This window comes from Vescimonas sp. (assembly GCF_057856985.1).
This window is the reverse complement of sequence record NZ_DBLZXX010000002.1, coordinates 195,755-215,194: the sequence shown is the minus strand read 5'-3', so window position 1 is coordinate 215,194 and position 19,440 is coordinate 195,755. Positions and strand designations below refer to the sequence as shown.

General features: G+C 63.4%; 13 protein-coding genes. 11 read left to right on the top strand and 2 right to left on the bottom strand.

Translation table 11 applies throughout. The features are described 5' to 3' along the window. The first annotated feature begins 45 nt into the window (after window positions 1-45). From ACZM22_RS03870 to ACZM22_RS03855, 4 genes are all read left to right on the top strand, one after another. Window positions 46-3,468 (top strand): pyruvate carboxylase, encoded by a 3,423-nt coding sequence (locus tag ACZM22_RS03870; RefSeq protein WP_489543182.1) that lies wholly within the window; start codon window positions 46-48, stop codon window positions 3,466-3,468. Window positions 3,469-3,668: 200 nt separating this feature from the next. Next, a complete protein-coding gene (locus tag ACZM22_RS03865; protein WP_489543181.1) occupies window positions 3,669-5,735 on the top strand; it encodes a YhgE/Pip family protein in 2,067 nt (688 codons plus the stop codon). Window positions 5,736-5,751: 16 nt separating this feature from the next. After that, the gene (locus tag ACZM22_RS03860) at window positions 5,752-6,435 is read left to right on the top strand and encodes a hypothetical protein (RefSeq protein ID WP_489543180.1); all 684 of its coding nucleotides are present in this window, start codon (window positions 5,752-5,754) and stop codon (window positions 6,433-6,435) included. Beyond that, window positions 6,432-8,522 (top strand): YhgE/Pip family protein, encoded by a 2,091-nt coding sequence (locus ACZM22_RS03855; protein WP_489543179.1) that lies wholly within the window; start codon window positions 6,432-6,434, stop codon window positions 8,520-8,522. Before ACZM22_RS03860 ends, ACZM22_RS03855 begins: the two co-directional genes overlap by 4 nt. Before the next feature lie 94 nt (window positions 8,523-8,616). Here the strand turns inward: ACZM22_RS03855 and ACZM22_RS03850 are convergent, their stop codons facing one another. Further along, entirely contained in the window at window positions 8,617-8,937 is a 321-nt protein-coding gene (locus tag ACZM22_RS03850) for a hypothetical protein (protein ID WP_483267498.1), read from the bottom strand. 224 nt (window positions 8,938-9,161) lie between these two features. Between ACZM22_RS03850 and ACZM22_RS03845 the strand changes: the two genes are divergently transcribed. The 3 genes from ACZM22_RS03845 (at window position 9,162) to ACZM22_RS03835 (ending at window position 13,413) form a co-directional block, all read left to right on the top strand. Beyond that, complete coding sequence (locus ACZM22_RS03845) at window positions 9,162-10,040, top strand: YihY/virulence factor BrkB family protein (RefSeq protein WP_483267497.1); 879 nt, start codon at window positions 9,162-9,164, stop codon at window positions 10,038-10,040. Continuing rightward, window positions 10,037-11,395 (top strand): Trk system potassium transporter TrkA, encoded by a 1,359-nt coding sequence (trkA, locus tag ACZM22_RS03840; protein WP_489543178.1) that lies wholly within the window; start codon window positions 10,037-10,039, stop codon window positions 11,393-11,395. The genes ACZM22_RS03845 and trkA overlap by 4 nt, the downstream gene beginning before the upstream one ends. A 224-nt stretch (window positions 11,396-11,619) precedes the next feature. Further along, window positions 11,620-13,413, top strand: a complete 1,794-nt coding sequence (locus ACZM22_RS03835) for a CvpA family protein (RefSeq protein WP_489543177.1) — start codon at window positions 11,620-11,622, stop codon at window positions 13,411-13,413. Between the two features lie 56 nt (window positions 13,414-13,469). On the opposite strand, the gene ACZM22_RS03830 is transcribed toward ACZM22_RS03835, so the two are convergent. After that, window positions 13,470-14,699 carry a class I SAM-dependent rRNA methyltransferase gene (locus tag ACZM22_RS03830; protein ID WP_489543176.1) on the bottom strand — a complete coding sequence of 410 codons (1,230 nt, stop codon included), beginning with the start codon at window positions 14,697-14,699 and terminating at the stop codon, window positions 13,470-13,472. Between the two features lie 97 nt (window positions 14,700-14,796). On the opposite strand from ACZM22_RS03830, the gene ACZM22_RS03825 reads away from it, so the two are divergent. The 4 genes from ACZM22_RS03825 to ACZM22_RS03810 all read left to right on the top strand — a co-directional run bounded on the left by ACZM22_RS03825 (window position 14,797) and on the right by ACZM22_RS03810 (window position 19,427). Next, window positions 14,797-15,537, top strand: coding sequence for an N-acetylmuramoyl-L-alanine amidase (locus ACZM22_RS03825; RefSeq protein WP_489543175.1), 741 nt, complete (start codon window positions 14,797-14,799; stop codon window positions 15,535-15,537). 189 nt (window positions 15,538-15,726) lie between these two features. Beyond that, window positions 15,727-17,277, top strand: coding sequence for a ribonuclease Y (gene rny / locus ACZM22_RS03820; RefSeq protein ID WP_484424037.1), 1,551 nt, complete (start codon window positions 15,727-15,729; stop codon window positions 17,275-17,277). 115 nt (window positions 17,278-17,392) lie between these two features. Further along, entirely contained in the window at window positions 17,393-18,631 is a 1,239-nt protein-coding gene (locus tag ACZM22_RS03815; RefSeq protein WP_489543174.1) for an amidase domain-containing protein, read from the top strand. Between the two features lie 19 nt (window positions 18,632-18,650). Further along, entirely contained in the window at window positions 18,651-19,427 is a 777-nt protein-coding gene (locus ACZM22_RS03810) for a TIGR00282 family metallophosphoesterase (protein WP_484437781.1), read from the top strand. Window positions 19,428-19,440 lie beyond the last annotated feature (13 nt).

Below are 19,440 nucleotides of genomic sequence, written 5' to 3'. Positions count from 1 at the left end.
AAATAAGTCCGCGCCCGATGCGCGGCAGGAAGGAGCAATTTGGCCATGCAGACCACGCAGCTGAAAAAGGTACTGGTTGCCAACCGCGGTGAGATCGCGGTCCGCATTTTCCGTGCCTGTTACGATCTGGGCCTCCACACGGTGGCCATTTATTCCAACGAGGACACCTATTCTCTGTTCCGCACCAAAGCGGACGAGGCGTATCTGGTGGGGGAGAAGAAGTCCCCGCTGGGTGCCTATCTGGACATCCCGGGCATTATCGGTCTGGCCCGCCGCCGCGGCGTCACTGCCATCCACCCGGGCTACGGCTTCCTGTCCGAGAACGCCGACTTTGCCCGCGCCTGCGAGGAAAACGGTATCCTGTTCGTGGGACCGTCCTCCGATGTGCTGGCAAAGATGGGCGATAAGCTCAGTGCCAAGGAGATCGCCATCCAGTGCGGCGTGCCCATCATACCGGGCTGCACCGAGCCCTTGAAGGACGGCGACGACGCGCTGGAGAAGGCCCTGAGCTTCGGCTTCCCCGTCATCCTGAAGGCAGCCGCCGGCGGCGGCGGCCGCGGCATGCGCCGCTGTGACAGACCCGAGGAGGTCAAGACCGCCTATGAGCTGGTACACAGTGAGGCGGAGAAGTCCTTCGGCTGCGGCGACATCTTCATGGAGAAGTATCTGGTGGAGCCAAAGCACATCGAGGTGCAGATCCTGGCCGACCGGTACGGCAACGTCTATCATCTGGGCGAGCGCGACTGCTCCCTCCAGCGCCGCTATCAGAAGGTGGTGGAGTTCGCCCCCGCCTGGTCCGTGCCCCAGGAGACGGTGGAGGCCCTGCGCCGCGACGCGGTGAAGATCGCCAAGTCCGTGGGCTATGTCAGCGCCGGTACCGTGGAGTTCCTGGTGGACAAGTCCGGCAACTACTATTTCATTGAGATGAACCCCCGCATTCAGGTGGAGCACACCGTTACTGAGATGGTCACCGGCGTGGACATCGTGCGGGCCCAGCTGCTGGTGGCCGCAGGCTATCCCCTGAGCTGCCCGGAGATCGGCCTGACCAGACAGGAGGACGTACACTTTGACGGCTACGCCGTCCAGTGCCGCGTTACCACGGAGGATCCCTCCAACAACTTCGCCCCCGACAACGGCAAGATCACGGCGTATCACTCCCCCGGCGGCTTCGGCGTCCGTCTGGACGGCGGCAACGTGGGCGTGGGTACCGTCATCTCTCCGTACTACGACTCGCTGCTGGTGAAGGTCACCAGCTGGGATCGCACGTTCCCTGCCGTGTGCCGCAAGGCCGCCCGCGCCATCAACGAGGTCCGTGTCCGCGGCGTCAAGACCAACATCCCCTTTGTCACCAATATCCTGGCCCATCCCACGTTCATCAGCGGTCAGTGCCACACCAAGTTCATCGACGAGACGCCGGAGCTGTTTGAGATCGTGGACTCCCGCGACCGCGCCACCCGCGTCCTGCGCTATATCTCCGAGATCCAGGTGGCCAATCCCAACGCCGAGCGCAAGCAGTACGACATCCCCCGCTTCCCGCAGGCAAAGGAGCCGCTGGGCCCGGGCCTGAAGCAGCTGCTGGACGCCGAGGGCCCCGAGGCCGTGAAGCGGTGGGTGCTGGACCAGAAGAAGCTGCTGCTCACCGACACCACCATGCGGGACGCCCACCAGAGCCTGCTGTCCACCCGTATGCGCACCCGCGACATGGTCAAGGGCGCCGATGGCGTGGCCGACATCCTGCGGGACTGCTTCTCGCTGGAGATGTGGGGCGGCGCCACCTTCGACGTGGCCTACCGCTTCCTCCACGAGTCCCCGTGGGAGCGCCTGCGTCTGCTGCGGGAGAAGATCCCCAACATCCCGTTCCAGATGCTGCTGCGCGGCTCCAATCTGGTGGGCTACGCCAACTATCCCGACAATCTGGTGCGGGCCTTCGTGGAGGAGGCCGCCCAGCGGGGCATCGATGTGTTCCGCGTCTTTGACTCCCTGAACTGGATCCCGGGCATGGAGGTGGCCATGGAGGAGGTCCTCCGCCAGAACAAGCTGCTGGAGGCCACCATGTGCTACACCGGCGATATTCTGGACGAGACCAAGGACAAGTACACCCTGAAATATTATGTCAACCTCGCCAAGGAGCTGGAGAAGCGGGGCGCCCATATGCTGGCCATCAAAGACATGTCCGGTCTGCTGAAGCCCTACGCCGCCAAGAAGCTGGTGTCCACCCTGAAGCAGGAGGTGGGCCTGCCCATCCACCTGCACACCCACGACACCACCGGCAACCAGGTGGCAGCCCTGCTGATGGCCGCCGAGGCCGGGGTGGACGTGGTGGACGTGGCCTGCGCCCCGCTGGCGGGCCTCACCAGTCAGCCCTCGTTGGACGCGGTAGTGGCCGCGCTCCACGGTACGGAGCGCGACACCGGCCTGGACCTGCGCCGTGTGCAGGAGCTCAGCAACTACTGGGCCGACGTGCGCCTGCGCTACGAGAATTTCGACCACGGCCTGAAGACCAATACCACCGATATTTACCGCTATGAGATCCCCGGCGGTCAGTACACCAATCTCCGCCCCCAGGTGGAGTCTCTGGGCCTTGGCGACCGGTTCGAGGAAGTCAAGGAGATGTACAAGACCGTCAACGACATGCTGGGCGACCCCGTGAAGGTCACGCCGTCGTCCAAGGTGGTGGGCGATCTGGCCATCTTCATGGTGCAGAACGACCTGACGCCGGAGAACATTGTCCGCCGCGGCGAGGCACTGGCCTTCCCTGACTCCGTGGTGTCCTACTTCAAGGGCATGATGGGCCAGCCCGCCTGGGGCTTCCCCAAGGACCTGCAGAAGGTGGTCCTCAAGGGCGAGGAGCCGATCACCTGCCGCCCGGGTATGCTGCTGCCGCCGGTGAACTTCGACCAGCTGCGCCGGGAGGTGGAGCAGTTCCACGAGGGCCCGGAGAAGAAGGATCTGATCTCCTACGCCATGTATCCCAAGGTATACGAGGACTTCTGCCGCCACCGCAAGGAGTACGGCTACATCACCCGCATGGGCAGCCACGTGTTCTTCAACGGAATGGCCCTGGGCGAGACCAACAAGATCAACATCGAGGACGGCAAGACGCTGGTCATCAAGTACCTGGGTCTGGGCGACCACAACAGCGACGGCACCATCAACGTCCAGTTCGAGCTCAACGGTATGCGCCGCGAGGTGACGGTCCGTGACCCCAACGCCTCGGAGCAGACGCGGCAGGCCACGCTGGCCGACGAGTCCGACCCCATGCAGGTGGGCTCCTCCATCCCCGGCATGGTGTCCAAGGTCTGCGTCAAGCAGGGCGACCATGTGGAGAAGGATCAGGTGCTGGCCATTATCGAGGCCATGAAGATGGAGACCGCCATCACCGCCCGTACTGCCGGTACGGTGCAGGCCATCCGCATCAAGGAGGGTCAGCCCGTCAAGGCCAGAGAGCTGCTGATGACGCTGGCATAAATATGCGATAGTACGCAATACCCCGCAGCGGTTGCCGCTGCGGGGTATTTGTTTCTCGTTCCATTGTGCGCAAATTTCAGACAAAACCGCCGAAATGTGTAGTTTTTTCCGCAGGGTACTCTGTATAATGAATACTGCGGTTTTTCGCGCAAGAAACATACACCGGCGCAGCTTCATACCGCGCCGCTGTGGGAGGACATATGCGTAATATCTGGACGATCTTCAAAACGGACATCCGCACGCTGAGCAGGTGCTTTTTCGCCTGCGTGGTGGTGCTGGCCATCGCCCTGCTGCCCAGCCTGTACGCCTGGCTGAACATCTACTCCAACTGGGACCCCTACGGCAGCACCGGCGGCATCTCCATTGCGGTGGCTTCGCTGGATCGGGGCTATACGGACGGCGGTGAATACGTCAACAAGGGCCGCGACGTGCTGGAGGATCTCAAGACCGCCACCTCCATCAACTGGGTCATTGTGAACACGGAGAAGGAGGCCACCGACGGCGTCTGCGCCGGTGATTACTACGCCGCCGTGGTCATCGATGAGGACTTCTCCCGCAAGATGTACCGCATGTTCACGGACTGGAACGGCCGGCCCGCCATCACTTACTACGAAAACGCCAAGAAGAACGCTGTGGCCACCAAGATCACCGACACGGCGGTGGAGACGCTGAAGCGCTCCATCAGCGAGAACTATCTGGAGGTGCTGATCGGCGGCGTCATGGAGCAGAGCAACCTGCTGGCCGCCGACCTGACGGAGACGGACCCCGAGACCGCCGTAAAGGGCCTTCTGTATCAGGCGCAGGACATGCTCACCGGCTGCCGCGGTATGATGGACGCCTTCCGCGCCGCAGGGGGCAGCGGCATCTCCTCCGCCGATGCGGAGGCCCTGGCCGCCGCCATTGCCGACATCAATAAAAACCTGCCCTCCGGCTCGGAGCTGGAGGCCACCGCCGCGGAGCTGCAGCACGCGCTGTATACCGCGCTGGCCAAGGTGGAGCGGGCGCTGGACCGCCTGGACGGGATACAGGACAGCGCGGAGCTGCCCGACGTGCAGCAGCAGCTGACAGCCGCCGCAGCGGAGATGGGGCGGCTCAGCGGCCGCCTGACCTCGCTGGCCGACAGGCTGGAGGATTCCGCCCTGTCCGGCGGGCATCTTGTCTCCGCCCAGATCGCCCGGCTCCGGACGCTGGCGGGGAAGTGCAGCCAGCTGCAAAGCGACCTGAACGCTCTGGCCGCTGCCAGCGATGTCAGCGGTCTGCTGGATGACTGCGGTGCCCTGACGGACGCCATCCGCGGCCTCACCGGCGGTCTGCCCGTCACGGACAGCGACCTGCGCCGCCAGCTGGACACCGTGGTGTCCGATGTGTCCGACACCCTCTCCGGCGTCAGGACCCTGTCCGCCGATGCCAGGGCGCTGCAGGCCGCTCTGTCCGACACCACGGCGGCGCTGAACACCACCGTGGACCTGCTGCGTCCCGCAGCGGAGCGCATGGTGAGCGCCCTGTCCGACACCATCGACAAGCTGGAGGGCCTGTCCGCCGACGAGTATATGGATATGCTGCTGGAGATACTGGGCGGCGACCCCATCGCGTACAGCCAGTATTTCCCCCAGATGGTGCAGACCACCGTTCATAAGGTCTATCCCATCGAGAACTACGGCTCCGCCATGGCGCCGTTCTATACCACGCTGGCCATTTGGGTGGGCTGCGTCATCCTGTCCACCCTCATCAAGGTCCACGCCCGCACCGACGGGCTTATCGACCCCACACCGGCGGAGCTGTACTTTGGCCGCTATCTGTTCTTCTTCCTGCTCAGCCAGATACAGGCGGCCGTCATTGTCACCGGCGACCTGTACCTGCTGGGTATCCAGTGCGAGCAGCCAGGCCTGTTGTACCTGACGGCGTCCCTGACTGCCTTCACCTTCAGCCTGCTGATCTACTCGCTGGCCCTGTCCTTCGGCGACGTGGGCAAGGCGCTGGTGGTGGTCGTCATGGTCATGCAGATCGCCGGCTCCTCCGGCACGTTCCCCATCGAGCTGCTGCCGGAGATCTACCAGAAGATTTACCGTTTCTTCCCATTCCCCTATGCCATCGACGCCATGCGCGAGTGCATCTGCGGCCTGTACGGCGACTACTACATCCGGCAGCTTGCCTTTCTGCTGCTGTTTGTCGCGGCGGCACTGCTCATCGGCCTGCTGGTTCGCCGCCCCTTCATGGGCCTGAACCGGTTCATGGAGGAGAAGCTGGAGGAGACGGAGCTGCTGTAAAGGAGGCGCACGACCCATGTCAACAGAACGCGACTACCAGAAATTGTACGACCGCCTGCTGGAGGAGGTTGGCGCGCTGCACCGCGCCAACCAGCACCGTATTCGCAGCGGCCTGCGGGCCCTGCTGGCCGTTACCGTGGGGCTGATGCTCCTGATGTTCCTGGCCGACGGCAATAAAGTGTTTACCCTGATGCTGTGGATATTGTCCATGTTCGCCGTGGCGGCGTACCTCATCGCCGTGGAGTATATGGACTACGAGCTGCAAAAGAAGCTGCGGGACATCGCCCAGCTGCAGGAGGACGTTTTCGACGGGCTCATAGAGCTGCCGGAGCTGCCCGCCGCGCCGCGTCTGCCCCATACGCGGCTGCGCCGCCGGGGCAAGCGGGAGGCCCTGCCGGAGACCGCCGTTCCCGCGACGGCTCCCGCTGCGCCGGAGACTATTGACGGACCGGCGGAGCCTGTCCCTGTGACGGAGCCTGCCCCCGCGGCACAGCCTGTCCCCGCGGAGCAGGCCGCCGCACCGGCGGAGCCTGCCAGGCCCGCCGGCCCCTGCGTCACCCTGCCCTCCGGCTGGGAGCACGTGCTGGAGGACCCCAACAGGCTGGCGGACGATCTGGCGCTGCTGACCCGCGCGCTGCAGACTCTGTCCGACGACCTGCGCCGCCCGACGGCTGACCGTGAAAAGGAGGGGGAGCGGTGAAACAGATCTGGAACATTTTCCGCGCCGACTGGAAGCGCCTGACCGCCAGCGTAGTGGCCGTGGTGGTCATGCTGGGACTGTGCCTGGTGCCCTGCCTGTATGCGTGGTTCAACATCCTGTCCAACTGGGACCCCTACGGCACCGCCTCCACCAGCCGCATCAAGGTGGCCGTGGCCAGCGAGGACGACGGCTGCGATGTGCTGGGCCTTCATGTCAACATCGGCGAGCTGGTGCTCCGTGGGCTGGAGAGCAACGACCAGATGGGCTGGGTCTTTGTGGATGGTGCCCAGACGGCGCTGGACGGCGTGAACGCCGGCGACTACTACGCCGCGCTGATCCTGCCGCCGGAATTCACCGGCGACTTCGTCAGTATTCTGGAGGGAGACCTGCGCCACCCCCAGATACAGTATTACGAAAACGAGAAAAAGAACGCCATCGCGCCCAAGATCACCAGCAAGGCCAAGACCGCCGTGCAGGAGCAGATCAACACCACCATTCTGGAGAAGGTGGCCGATGCTCTGACCACCGCCGGTTCCGTATTCAAGGCCATGGGTCTGGACGGCCGCGACATTGCCGACGGCCTGCTGGAGAAGCTGTCCGCCGCCCAGCGGGACATGGATGAGCTGGCGCAGGTGCTCCGCTCGCTGCAGGATGTGATGGACGGGGCTGACAGCCTGCTGGCCGCCTCTGCCATCACCATCACCGACGCACGCAGTACCCTGGGGGACGCCTCCGAGACCGTGGGCAGCACCGTCCGCCTCATCGGCTCCGGCCTTGACGCGGCGGATGACGCCTCCGCCGACCTGCTGCGGGTGCTGGACGCCGCCGACGATACCCTGTCCGATCTGGAGGACATGCTGGGCGCAGTGGACATGGGCCCCGCGGATGACGCCGCGCACGAGAAGGTCAACGCCCGCATCGACAAGATGATCGCCGCGCTGGAGACGGCCAGAGACCTGACCTCCGACGAGGACGTGCAGGCCCAGCTGGACGCCGCCATCTCCGGTCTGGAGGAGCTGCGCACCGCCGTGGACGGCTCCGGTATCTCTCAGGTGCAGGATGAGCTGCTGGCCACGGTGGCAAAGGTCCGTCAGACCCTGCGTACCGCCGCCGTCAGCACCAACCGGCAGGTCAGCGACTACATCCACGATGCCGGTGAGCGGGCGCAGTCCTCTCTCCGCGCCGTGCAGGACCTGTTGACCGCCTCCTCCGGTACGCTGGGCAGCGTCTCCGACACGCTGCGCTCCTATTCCGGCGCTGTGGCCTCAGCGCAGCCCACGCTTGCCGCCGGCGCTGCGCTGGCGCAGAGTGTCTCCGGTTATCTGGCCGATATGGAGGCGGACGTCCGCCGCGTGACGGACAGCACCGCCTTTCAGCGGTTCGTGGAGCTGATGGAGAGCGACTCCGACAGCATGGCGGAGTATCTGGCCTCCCCCGTGCAGATGAACACGCAGATCATCTATGAGATCAGGGACTACGGCTCCGCCATGGCGCCGTATTACGTGATGCTGGCGCTGTTTGTAGGCAGCCTGCTGACCGCGGTGATGGTGAAGGTCCCTGTGACGCAGCCGGAGTTCCGGCAGTGCCGCGGCGTCCAACGCTACTTCGGACGCTTTCTGACCTATTTCTGCATGGCCATGGCTCAGGCACTGGTGACGGCCTTCGGCTGCCTGCACTTCGTGGGCATGGAGACGGCGGAGCCCGCTCTGTTCGTGCTGGGCTGCTGCGTGTGTGCCCTGAACTTCGCCGCCATGAACTATGCGCTGGTCTACTCTCTGGACAACGTGGGCCTGGCCGCCTCCGTCATCATCATGGTGCTGCAGGTGGCCGGTTCCGGCGGCTCCTATCCCATCGATGTGCTGCCTCAGCTGTTCCGGCGTCTGTATCCCTTCATGCCCTTCCACTACGGCATGGATATGCTCCGCGAGACCATCGGCGGCATGTACGGCCGCACATACCTCCGCTGCGTCCTGATCCTGCTGGGCATGTGTGTGCTGTTCACGCTATTCGGCCTGCTGGTGTACTACCCTGCCCGCAAGCTGAACGCGGCCATCGCCGCCAGCAAGGAAAGATCCGGCATTATGTGACGCTTGCAGCAAAAAAACCGCCGTCCCGTTCGGGACGGCGGTTCGTGCCTGTTTTGTGCGGCCTGTGCCGGCTTTATACAGGGGTTCCGTTTTTTTACTTTTCGCCGCTGCATCGGTCATACTCCACCTGCATCACGGAGGAGATGGTATGGCGGCCGTAGTCGTCCAGCTTGGCGTACTGGGTCAGCAGGCGCTCGGTATCGTCTGTCAGATACAGGGCGGCATCGTCCGACATGGCCTTGATGCCCAGGATCTTGCAGATGCGCATCACCGTGTCGAAGGAGGACCCGCCGACGCCGTTATGCAGGGCACTGTTGATGGTGGAGAGGGGAATGTCCACAGAGAAAGCGAACTGCCGCACGCTGCGGTACTGCCGCGAGATCTCATCGCGGACCAGCTTCGTAAGATTGTCCATATATCGGTCCTCACTTTTTGTAAAGAATTTCCACTTAAAGCTGTCGTAGTATACCACGGATTTTTATGTACGCCAATAGGAAAAACGAAAAGTTTATAAAAATGTCATAAAAAAGAAAGACTGTAAAACCCCTGCGGCAGAGGGGATAGCGGCCCCGCTGCCGAGATTTCCCTTTTATTTTGTGCCGCCCTGTGATACAATGAACCCACGGAGGGTCTCTGCTTATGAAAACATCGAAACTCTATGCGCCCAGGACCGGCTTCGGCCGTCTGGCGGGCGACATGATCCGCCGCTACTATGTCCACGATGTGGCCCGTGACAGCGCGGCCCTGACGTACTACCTGCTGTTCGCCATTTTCCCGCTGCTGATCTTCGTCAGCACCCTGCTGGGTGTGCTGGAGCTGGACATCGCCAGCATCACGGCGGTGCTGGCACCCATTCTCCCGTCGGATGTGGTGGACATCATCCGCACGTATCTGGAGTATGTGGCCGCCAACCAGAGCCGCCAGCTGCTGTGGTTCAGCCTGGTTTTCTCCATCTGGTTTCCCATGCGCTCCACCGGCTGCCTGATGCACTCGCTGCGCAAGGCATTCGGCCGCAGCGCGCCGGAGAATATCCTGCTGGGTCAGCTGCGCACACTGCTGTTCACGATCTGGATGATCTTCGTCATCGGACTGACGCTGGCGCTGGTGGTGGTAGGCCGCCGCGCACTGTACTTCCTGTCCGGCTTTCTCCCGCTGTCGGAGACGTTCATCAGCGTCTGGGGCTACCTGCGATTTATCATTCTGGGTCTTGTCATGGCCATCTCACTGGGCATCCTGTACCAGTTGGCGCTGGGGCAGCGCCGCCCCCTGCGGGAGGTACTGCCCGGCGTAGGCAGCTCTCTGGCGGCATGGCTGCTGCTGAGCATGGCCTTTTCCTATTATGTGGAAAATATGGCCCGGTATGCGCAGCTGTACGGCTCCATCGCCACCATCGTGGTGGTACTGCTGTGGCTGTATATGTCGGGGCAGGTCCTGATACTGGGCGCGGAGCTGTCCGCGTCCCTGATCCATCGAAAGAAACATGCCGCGCCCTCATCGGGCGGGGAGGAGGAAGCATGAAGATCATCATTGTGGGCTGCGGCAAGGTGGGCTACGCCATCGCCGGCCAGCTGACCCAGGAGAAGCACGACATCGTCATGGTGGACAACGAGATCGCCCACCTGTCCCGCGCCGACAGTACGATGGATGTTATGTGCGTCCACGGCAGCGGCGCGTCCATCAGCGTCCTGATGGACGCCGGCGTCCGCTCGGCGGATCTGGTCATCGCCGTCACCGGCGTGGATGACACCAACATGGTCTGCTGCCTCATCGCCAAGAGTCTGGGCGCACGTCATACCGTGGCCCGCGTCCGCAACACCGAGTACCGGCAGGATGCGGACATCCTGAAGCGGGAGATCGGACTGGACATGGTTATCAACCCCGATCTGGCTGCGGCGCAGGAGATAGCCCGCATCCTCAGCTTTCCCGCCGCCATCTCCGTGGAGCCCTTTGCCGGCGGCCGCATCGATATGATCGGCCTGCAGGCCCTGCCGGAGGACACGCTGGTGGGCCACAGCCTCAGCAGCTTCCACGGCGAGCGCAGGGCGGACGTGCTGATCTGCGCCGCCCAGCGGGGCGACGAGTGCATCATTCCCAACGGCTCCTTCGTGCCCCAAGCCGACGACCGGCTGTATCTGGTGGGAACCAAGGGTGAGCTCCAGAAGATGCTGAAGGTCATGGGACGGCCCCTCCATCGGGTGAAGAACGTGGCCCTGCTGGGCGGCAGCCGCATCAGCATGTACCTGACGTGGGAGCTGGCCCGCACCAATACCCATGTCCGCATCGTAGAGCAGGATCACGACAAGTGCCTGTTCCTGTCCCAGCACCTGCCGGGGACCATGATCATCGAGGGCGATGGCACGGACAACGACCTCATTCAGGCGGAGAATATCTTCGGCGCCGACGGCTTCGTGTCTCTGACCGGCCGCGACGAGGAAAACCTGCTGATGGCCATGTCGGCCCGCCGCGCCGGAGTCCGCAAGGTGCTGGCCAAGATGACCCGCCCCAACTACATCGAGCTGGTGCAGGACACTGGCCTTGGCAGCATCATCAGCCCCAAGGACATTATCGCCAACCAGATCACCCGCTACGTCCGCGCCCTGGCCAATTCCGAGGGCATGGCCGTGGAGTCGCTGTACAAGCTGCTGGGCGGCCAGGTGGAGGCTCTGGAGTTTCTGGCCAGAGGCACCTCCAACCGCCTGCTGCACGTGCCCCTGAAGGATCTGCAGCTGCGCAGCGGCGTGCTGCTGGCAGCCATTGTCCGCGGCGGCGTCACCATGATCCCCAGCGGCATGACCACCATTGAGGAGGGCGACCATGTGCTGGTCATCGCCCGGTCCATGGGGCTGAAGGACCTGACGGACATCCTGGCCTGAGTGACGGTGTACGGTTGGCAGGTGTACCTGCCTGTCATAAAAAAATCACCCTGCGTAATGATACGCAGGGTGATTTTTCTGGCGTTTTATACGGCTTGTTGTCAAAATTGGGGGGAGATTTCATTTGCGCAACCACAGACGCGAAACATCCCCACCCCCTATACAAAACCCCCACCATCGGGTATAATATCCTTAAAGTGCCAAAACACAGAAAGGAACTGCCTATGAACACAAACTGGAACGACCCCAACTTTCAGGGCTTTGCCCGCCAGCCCCGCCCCAAAAGGGAGCACAAGCCCGTGGGCACACCTCTGGGCCGCACGCTGCTGAATCTGGCGGTGACGCTGGTATTCGCCGCCATCTACTACTATGTGGTGCTGCCGCCCATCAACCTCAAAAGCGAGGAATTCTACATCTTCATGCTGCTGTGCTGCGCGGTGTACGGCGTCTGCGCCGTCCTGACCTCCGGCTTTCAGGGCGCCGGCGCCAAGGGCTACTTCGACTTCCTGAAGAAGCAGTGTACCGTCCCCCTCATCGTCGCCGCAGCGCTGGCGGCCACCGCGCTGGTAGGCGCGGTGCTGGGCTGGCAGCTGTTCCGCGCCAAGGACTACCGCGATCTGCTGACCGTTCAGGACGGCGACTTTGCCGCCGAGGTGGAGGAGATCAGCTATGACCAGATCCCCATGCTGGACGCCGAGTCCGCCATGAAGCTGGGCAACCGCAAGCTGGGCGAGCTGGCGGACATGGTGTCCCAGTTCGAGGTGGCCGACGACTACACGCAGATCAACTATCAGGGCCGCCCCGTCCGCGTGACGCCCCTGCGCTACGGCGACCTCATCAAGTGGCTGAACAACCGTTCCCAGGGCCTGCCCGCCTATCTCATCATCGACATGGTCACCCAGAACGTGGAGGTGGTGCGTCTGGACGAGGGGATCCGCTACACCACCGCCGAGCACTTCGGCCGCAACCTGAACCGCCACCTGCGGCTCCGCTATCCCACCTTCATGTTCGACGATCCCGCCTTTGAGATCGACGAAAACGGCGATCCCTGGTGGGTCTGCCCCCGTGTCAGCCACACCATCGGCCTGTTCGGCGGCCGCGACATTATCGGCGCGGTGCTGGTGAACGCCGTCACCGGCGAGAGCGCCTACTATGAGACGGGCAGCGTCCCCAACTGGGTGGACCACGTCTACACCGCCGACCTCATCATGCAGCAGTATGACTACCACGGCGCGTATATCAACGGCTTTATCAATTCCCTGTTCGGTCAGCGCGATGTCACCGTCACCACCGAGGGCTATAACTACATCGCCATCGGCGACGATGTGTATATGTATACCGGCGTCACCTCTGTGGTGTCCGACGAGTCCAACATCGGCTTCATCCTGTCCAACCAGCGCACCAAGGACACCCGCTTCTATCTGGTGGCCGGCGCCAAGGAGTATTCCGCCATGGACAGCGCCCAGGGCCAGGTCCAGCAGATGAAGTACACCGCTACGTTCCCGCTGCTGCTGAACATCTCCGACCAGCCCACGTACTTCATGGCCCTGAAGGACGCGGCCCAGCTGGTGAAGATGTACGCCATGGTCAACGTCAGCCAGTACCAGATCGTGGCCACCGGCGATACCGTGGCGGAGTGCGAGGCCAATTACCGCCGCATTCTGGCGGAGAAGGGCCTTGTCTCCGACGATGATGCCCAGCTGCCCGTCACGGGGCAGGGCGAGATCACCGGCGTTATTGAAGATATTCGCTCCGCCGTGGTGGACGGCAACACCCTGTATTACCTGCGCCTGAACACCGGCGATGCCTACTATGTCATCTCTGCCGCCGCGGCGCCGGAGACCGTCATCTACAACGTGGGCGACAGCGTCACCGTCCGCTACGCCGAGGGCGAGGGCGTCATCCTCACCGCCGACAGCGTCACCCGCACCGGTGCGGCCGCGCCGGCTGCGCCCGATGCCGCCCTGCCGCAGGCAGGGGAGGAGGACGCCGCGGAGCCTCAGGACCCCGCCGCCTGACAAGACAACAAAGCAGCAGCGTGACCGTCGGTCACGCTGCTGCTTTGCTGCTGCCCTTACACCACCTGAAACAGGAAGAATTTCAGGTAGTTCGTCTCGTCCACGCCCCACAGAATGGGGTGGTCGGCGCACTGCTGCCGCGCCTCGATCTGCCGCAGCTGCACTCCCGCGTCCCGGGCGGCGCTGTGCAGCATCCTGACGAACAGCTCCTCCGTGGCGAAGTGGCTGCACGAGCAGGTGGCCAGATATCCGCCCCGGGGCAGCAGCTTCATGGCGCGGTAGTTGATCTCCTTATAGCCGGACATGGCGCTGTGTACCGTCTTGCGGCTCTTGGTGAAGGCCGGCGGGTCCAGAATGATGAAGTCGTATTTCCGCGGCTCCTTCTCCAGCTGAGGCAGCAGGTCAAACACATTGGCCGCCGCGCAGTCCATCACGCCGTCCAGCCCGTTGCGCCGCGCATTCTCCGCCGCGCACTGCACCGCGAACTCCGATACGTCCACGGCGGTGACGTGGGCCGCCCCGCCCTTGGCGGCATTGAGGGCGAAGGAGCCGGTGTGGGTGAAGCAGTCCAGCACCGTCCGCCCCTTGGCCAGACGGGCCACTGCCAGCCGGTTGTACTTCTGGTCCAGAAAAAAGCCGGTTTTCTGCCCATTCTCAAAGTCCACGGTATACGTGATGCCGTTTTCCACGATGTCCACGTCGGTGCGCTCCGGCGGCGTCTCACCGGGCAGGGGATACCACCCCTTGTTCTGCTCCATGCCCTCCAGACCGCGGATGGCCACATCGTTGCGCTCGTAGATGCCCCGGATGTCCTGTCCGTCCTCCCGCAGCACCTTGACCAGCAGAGGGAACAGCCGGTCCTTGATGCGCTCCATGCCCAGACTCAGCGTCTGGGTCACCAGCACGCTTTCGAACCGGTCCACCGTCAGACCCGGGAACAGGTCGGCCTCACCGAAGATCACGCGGCAGCACCGGCTGTCCGTCTCGCCCATCACCACCTTGCGGTAGTCCCAGGCATAGCGGATGCGCCGCTCCCAGAAGGCGTCGGAGAAGTCATCGTTGGCATTGCGGCTCACCAGCCGCACCCGGATCTTGGAGCGGCTGTTGTAGAACCCGCAGCCCAGCCAGCTGCCGCGGCGGCTCACCACATCCACCAGCGCGCCGTCCTCCGGCCCGCCGTCTGCGGCGGTGACCTCTCCCTCATAGACCCAGGGGTGCCCGCCGGTCAGCGCGGCCTCGCCCTTGGGCGTGATGGTGATCTTAGCGTAGGGACGTGGAGCTTTCATGGTACATACCGCCTTTCATTTCGTGCCCCCATGATAACACATCTCCGCCGTCATTTCCATATATTTATAGTGCAGCAAAAAGGAAAGGGGAATGACCATGCCCAGCATCTATCTCAGTCCATCCACGCAGGAATATAACCCGTACATCACCGGCGCAGGCAGCGAGGAGCATTTCATGAACCTCATCGCCGATGCCATGGAGCCATACCTCACCGCCAACACCATCCGCTTCGGCCGCAACACGCCGGAGATGACGGCGGCCAGCTCTATCCGTCAGGGCAATGCAGGGAACTACGACTTCTACCTGGCCCTCCACTCCAACGGCAGCACGGACGGCAGCCGGGAGGGCACCGTCCGCGGCATTATCGCCTTCTACTACCCGGGCAGCACCAACGGCCGGCGGGCCGCCGACATCTTCGTGCGGAATCTCAAGAGCATTTACCCCCTGCCGGAAAAGGTCTATGCCCGCTCCACCACCACCCTGGGGGAGGTGCGCCAGCCCCGCATGCCTGCGGTGCTGCTGGAGCTGGGATATCACGACAACTATGCCGATGCCCGCTGGGTGCAGAACAACATCCAGTCCATCGCCGCCAATCTGGTGCTGTCCCTGACGGAGTATTTCGGCCTGCCCTTCATCACGCCCATTACCCCGTGGCGCGGAACGGTCCGCACCCAGTCGGGGAACCTGAATCTGCGGGAGTACCCGTCGCAGCAGGGCAGGGTGGCGGCTCAGCTGCCCTCCGGAGCCGTGGTGACGGTCTACGGACAGTACGGCGGCTGGTACAGCGTGGGCTATCAGGGTCAACTGGGCTACGCCGCCGCGTCCTATATCCAGTGACCTGCACAAAACCGTGCATTTGTCCAAAAAAGGAGGGGAATTTTTCCCAATTTCCCTTGACAGTTGCCCGCAATGTGTTTAGAATTATGAAGGATTATCATCGAGGGGACAGGGGTACCTTTCGATTATTTTCTATGGCACATTTTGTGCCGGCCCATACAACCCATCACAACATAGGAGGAATGCACAGTGACCGTAACAGGTTGGATCGTGGCAGCAGCCGCGTTCGCTGTGGCGGCGGTGGTCTTTTTCCTCCTCGGCATTCGCTACCGCAAGCGCGTAGCGGAAAAAGAAATCTCCAGCGCGGAGGAAGAAGCCACGCGCATCATCAACGAGGCAATTAAAAGCTCTGAGAGTAAAAAGCGGGAAGCGCTTCTCGAAGCAAAAGAAGAGATTTTGAAAAACCGCAGCGAATACGAGAGAGAGGTCAAAGAACGCCGCGCCGAGCAGCAGAAGCAGGAGCGCCGTTTGCAGCAGAAAGAGGAAAATCTCGATCACAAGACCGAGATGATCGAAAAGAAAGAGGAGGCGCTGGCCCAGAAGCACGCCGCCGCCGACAAGGAGCAGGAAGAGATCCAGCTCATCAAGCGCAGCCAGACCGAGATGCTGGAGCGCATCTCCGGCTTCACGGCGGATCAGGCCAAGGAGTACCTGATCGCCCAGGTGGAGTCCGAGGTCACCCATGAGACGGCGCTGAAGATCAAGGAGATCGAGGCCCGCGCCAAGGACGAAGCGGACCAGCGCGCCCGCGAGATCGTGGCCACCGCCATCCAGCGCTGCGCCGCCGATCATGTGGCCGAGATCACCGTCAGTGTGGTTCCCCTGCCCAATGACGAGATGAAGGGCCGCATCATCGGCCGCGAAGGCCGCAACATCCGGACACTGGAGACCCTGACCGGTGCCGATCTCATCATCGACGATACCCCCGAAGCCATCACCGTCTCCTGCTTCGAGCCGGTCCGCCGCGAGGTGGCCCGTCTGGCGCTGGAGAAGCTCATCGCCGATGGCCGCATCCACCCCACCCACATTGAGGAGATGGTGGAGAAGGCCCGCCGGGAGGTGGACGGCGTCATCCGCGCCGAAGGCGAACGCGCCGTGCTGGAGACCGGTGTCCGCGGCCTGCACCCCGAGCTGCAGAAGCTGCTGGGCCGCCTGCATTACCGCACCAGCTACGGCCAGAACGTGCTGCAGCACTCTATCGAGGTCAGCCACATCGCCGGCATGATGGCCGCCGAGCTGGGCGCCGACGTACAGGCTGCCAAGCGCGCCGGTCTGCTTCACGATATCGGCAAGGCCCTTGACCATGAGTTCGAGGGTACCCATGTGGCGCTGGGCGTGGAGTACGCCCGCAAGTACCGCGAGAAGGAAGACATCATCCACGCCATTCAGGCGCACCACGGCGACGTGGAGTGCAAGACGCTGGTGGCCTGCCTGGTGCAGGCAGCCGACGCCATCTCCGCCGCACGCCCCGGCGCCCGCCGCGAGAATCTGGAGAACTACATCAAGCGTCTGGAGAAGCTGGAGGAGATCACCGGCACCTACCCCGGCGTGGAGAAGAGCTACGCCATCCAGGCGGGCCGCGAGGTCCGCGTCATGGTCAAGCCCGAGCAGGTGTCCGAGGACCAGATGGTCATTCTGGCGCGGGAGCTGGCCAAGCGCATCGAGAACGAGCTGGAATACCCCGGCCAGATCAAGGTTCACGTCCTGCGGGAGACCAAGGTCGTGGAATACGCAAAATAAATACCCCACCGGCTCCGGAGCGCGTTGCGCTCCGGAGCTTTTTTTGGTATAATGCCATCATCCGACAGGGTTTTCCTGTCAACAAATGGCACTTTACAGAGAGGGGGACGCACTCTTGAAACGCCTGATCCTGTTGATGCTCCTGCTGGCCGTGGCTCTGTCCGCAGCCGCCTGCGGCCCTGTTTCCGGCACCGGCGACGCGTCCCCTCCGCCGGAGGACTCGCAGGCCGTCCCCGCCGTACCGGAAACGGAGGTCTGGACGCGGCAGCACAGATCCGTCTGGGGCAGTGAGCCTGTCACCGTCAGCGCCGATTTCGAACGCATCTCCGGCGCCGCGTCCCACGGCATGACCGCGGGGCAGGAGCTGCTGCTGCTGGACTTCATGGACTGCTATTATCAGTCCGTTACCCGGTTGCAGGTCATCGACTGCACCGACCTGTTCACGGACCGCGCCCAGTCCGACTACCATAGGACCGTCTGGCGCACGCTGGCGGAGATCCGCCTGCGGGCGCCCATCGACCTCCGCGCCGGCTCGTACAGCTATTCCCTGCGCTGCACGGACCTGACGCGGGACGGCGACACGGCGGAGCTGACGCTGCTGGAGAGCAGCGTGGTCTACTTCAACGGCCTGAACGGCCTGCCCTCGGAGCAGTGGAACGTGCAGCACACCTTCCGGCTCCAACGCATCACCGGCGACCGCTGGCGCATCGCGTCCCACGACTCCGACGATAACCCCTATTACAGCGCCGACTACGACCCTGTCACCGATACGGACCGCCACCTGCCCCAGCTCCTTGCCTGCATCGAGGCGCGGGAGAGCGGCCCGCGGGAGCTCTGGACGCCGCCGGTCACGTGGGATCACGACTACGACCGCGCCGCCGCGCTGGACTACATGCTGACGTACAGCGCCCAGCGGAACCCCGCCTACAAGGCGTATGACGATCTGGGCGGCAACTGCATGAACTTCGGCTCGCAGGTGCTGACCGCTGGCGGCATCCCCGCCCTCCCCGGCGGCTATCGGGACGGCTGGTTCTACAACAGCGAGCGCAGCGTCTCGCTGCCGTGGGTCAATGTGGGCGGTTTCCTCGATCTGGCGGCCGAGCATACCGGCTCCGGTCTTGTGGCCGTGGTAGGCGCACCCTACTTCACCGGTCAGGTGGGGGACATCATCACCATGGGCGTGGAGGAGCCGCGGCACCATACCACCGTCATCTGCGGCCTTGTGGCCGACGGCGAGGGCCGCACCGTGGACTACCTGCTGTGCTCCAATACCGCCAACCTGCGGAACTATCCGGCTTCCGCCTATTACTACACCAACCGCCAGCTCACGAAGATACTGGGCTGGAATGACTGACCTCAAAGGAGGAGATCACATGGACTATCGCATCTTAGCGCTGGGCGACGTGGCCAGCGAGACGGGCCTGCAGCTGCTGGAGAAGAAGCTGCGCACCTTCAAGCGGGAGCAGAACATCGCCTTCGCCGTGGTCAACGGGGAGAACATCTCCGGCACCGGCCTGACCCGGGCCCAGGCGGAGGATCTGCTGGCCGCCGGTGCGGACGTGGTGACATTGGGCAACCACACCTTCGGCAAGCCCCAGATCGCTGCGTTTCTGGACGAGAGCGGCTACATCCTGCGGCCTGCCAACTTCACCGGCCGCGCTGCGGGCCGCGGCTGCGCCGCTTACGACTGCGGAGCCTTCTCCGTGGCGGTACTGGTGCTTATCGGCCGCTGCGACTTGGACTTCAACGCCGACAACCCCTTCACCACGGCGGACCGCCTGCTGAAGACGCTGGACAAGCCCACCTTCACGCTGGTGGAGTTCCACGCCCAGGCCACCAGCGAGAAGCTGGCCATGGCCTACTATCTGGATGGCCGCGTCTCCGCGCTCTGGGGCACGCACACCCACGTGCCCACCGCCGATAACCGCGTGTTCCCCAAGGGCACCGGCTACGTCACGGATCTGGGCATGACCGGCCCTATCGAGTCGGTGCTGGGCGTTCGTCCCCAGCAATCCATGGAGTTCTTTCTGGGCGGCCTCCCCGGCCGCTATCAGGCGGCGGACGGCCCCTGCTCCGCGCAGGGCTGCATCTTCACATTGAACAGCGACACCGGCCTTTGCACCGGTGTGGAGCGTATTGAGATCAAATAAAAGGAGAAACTGT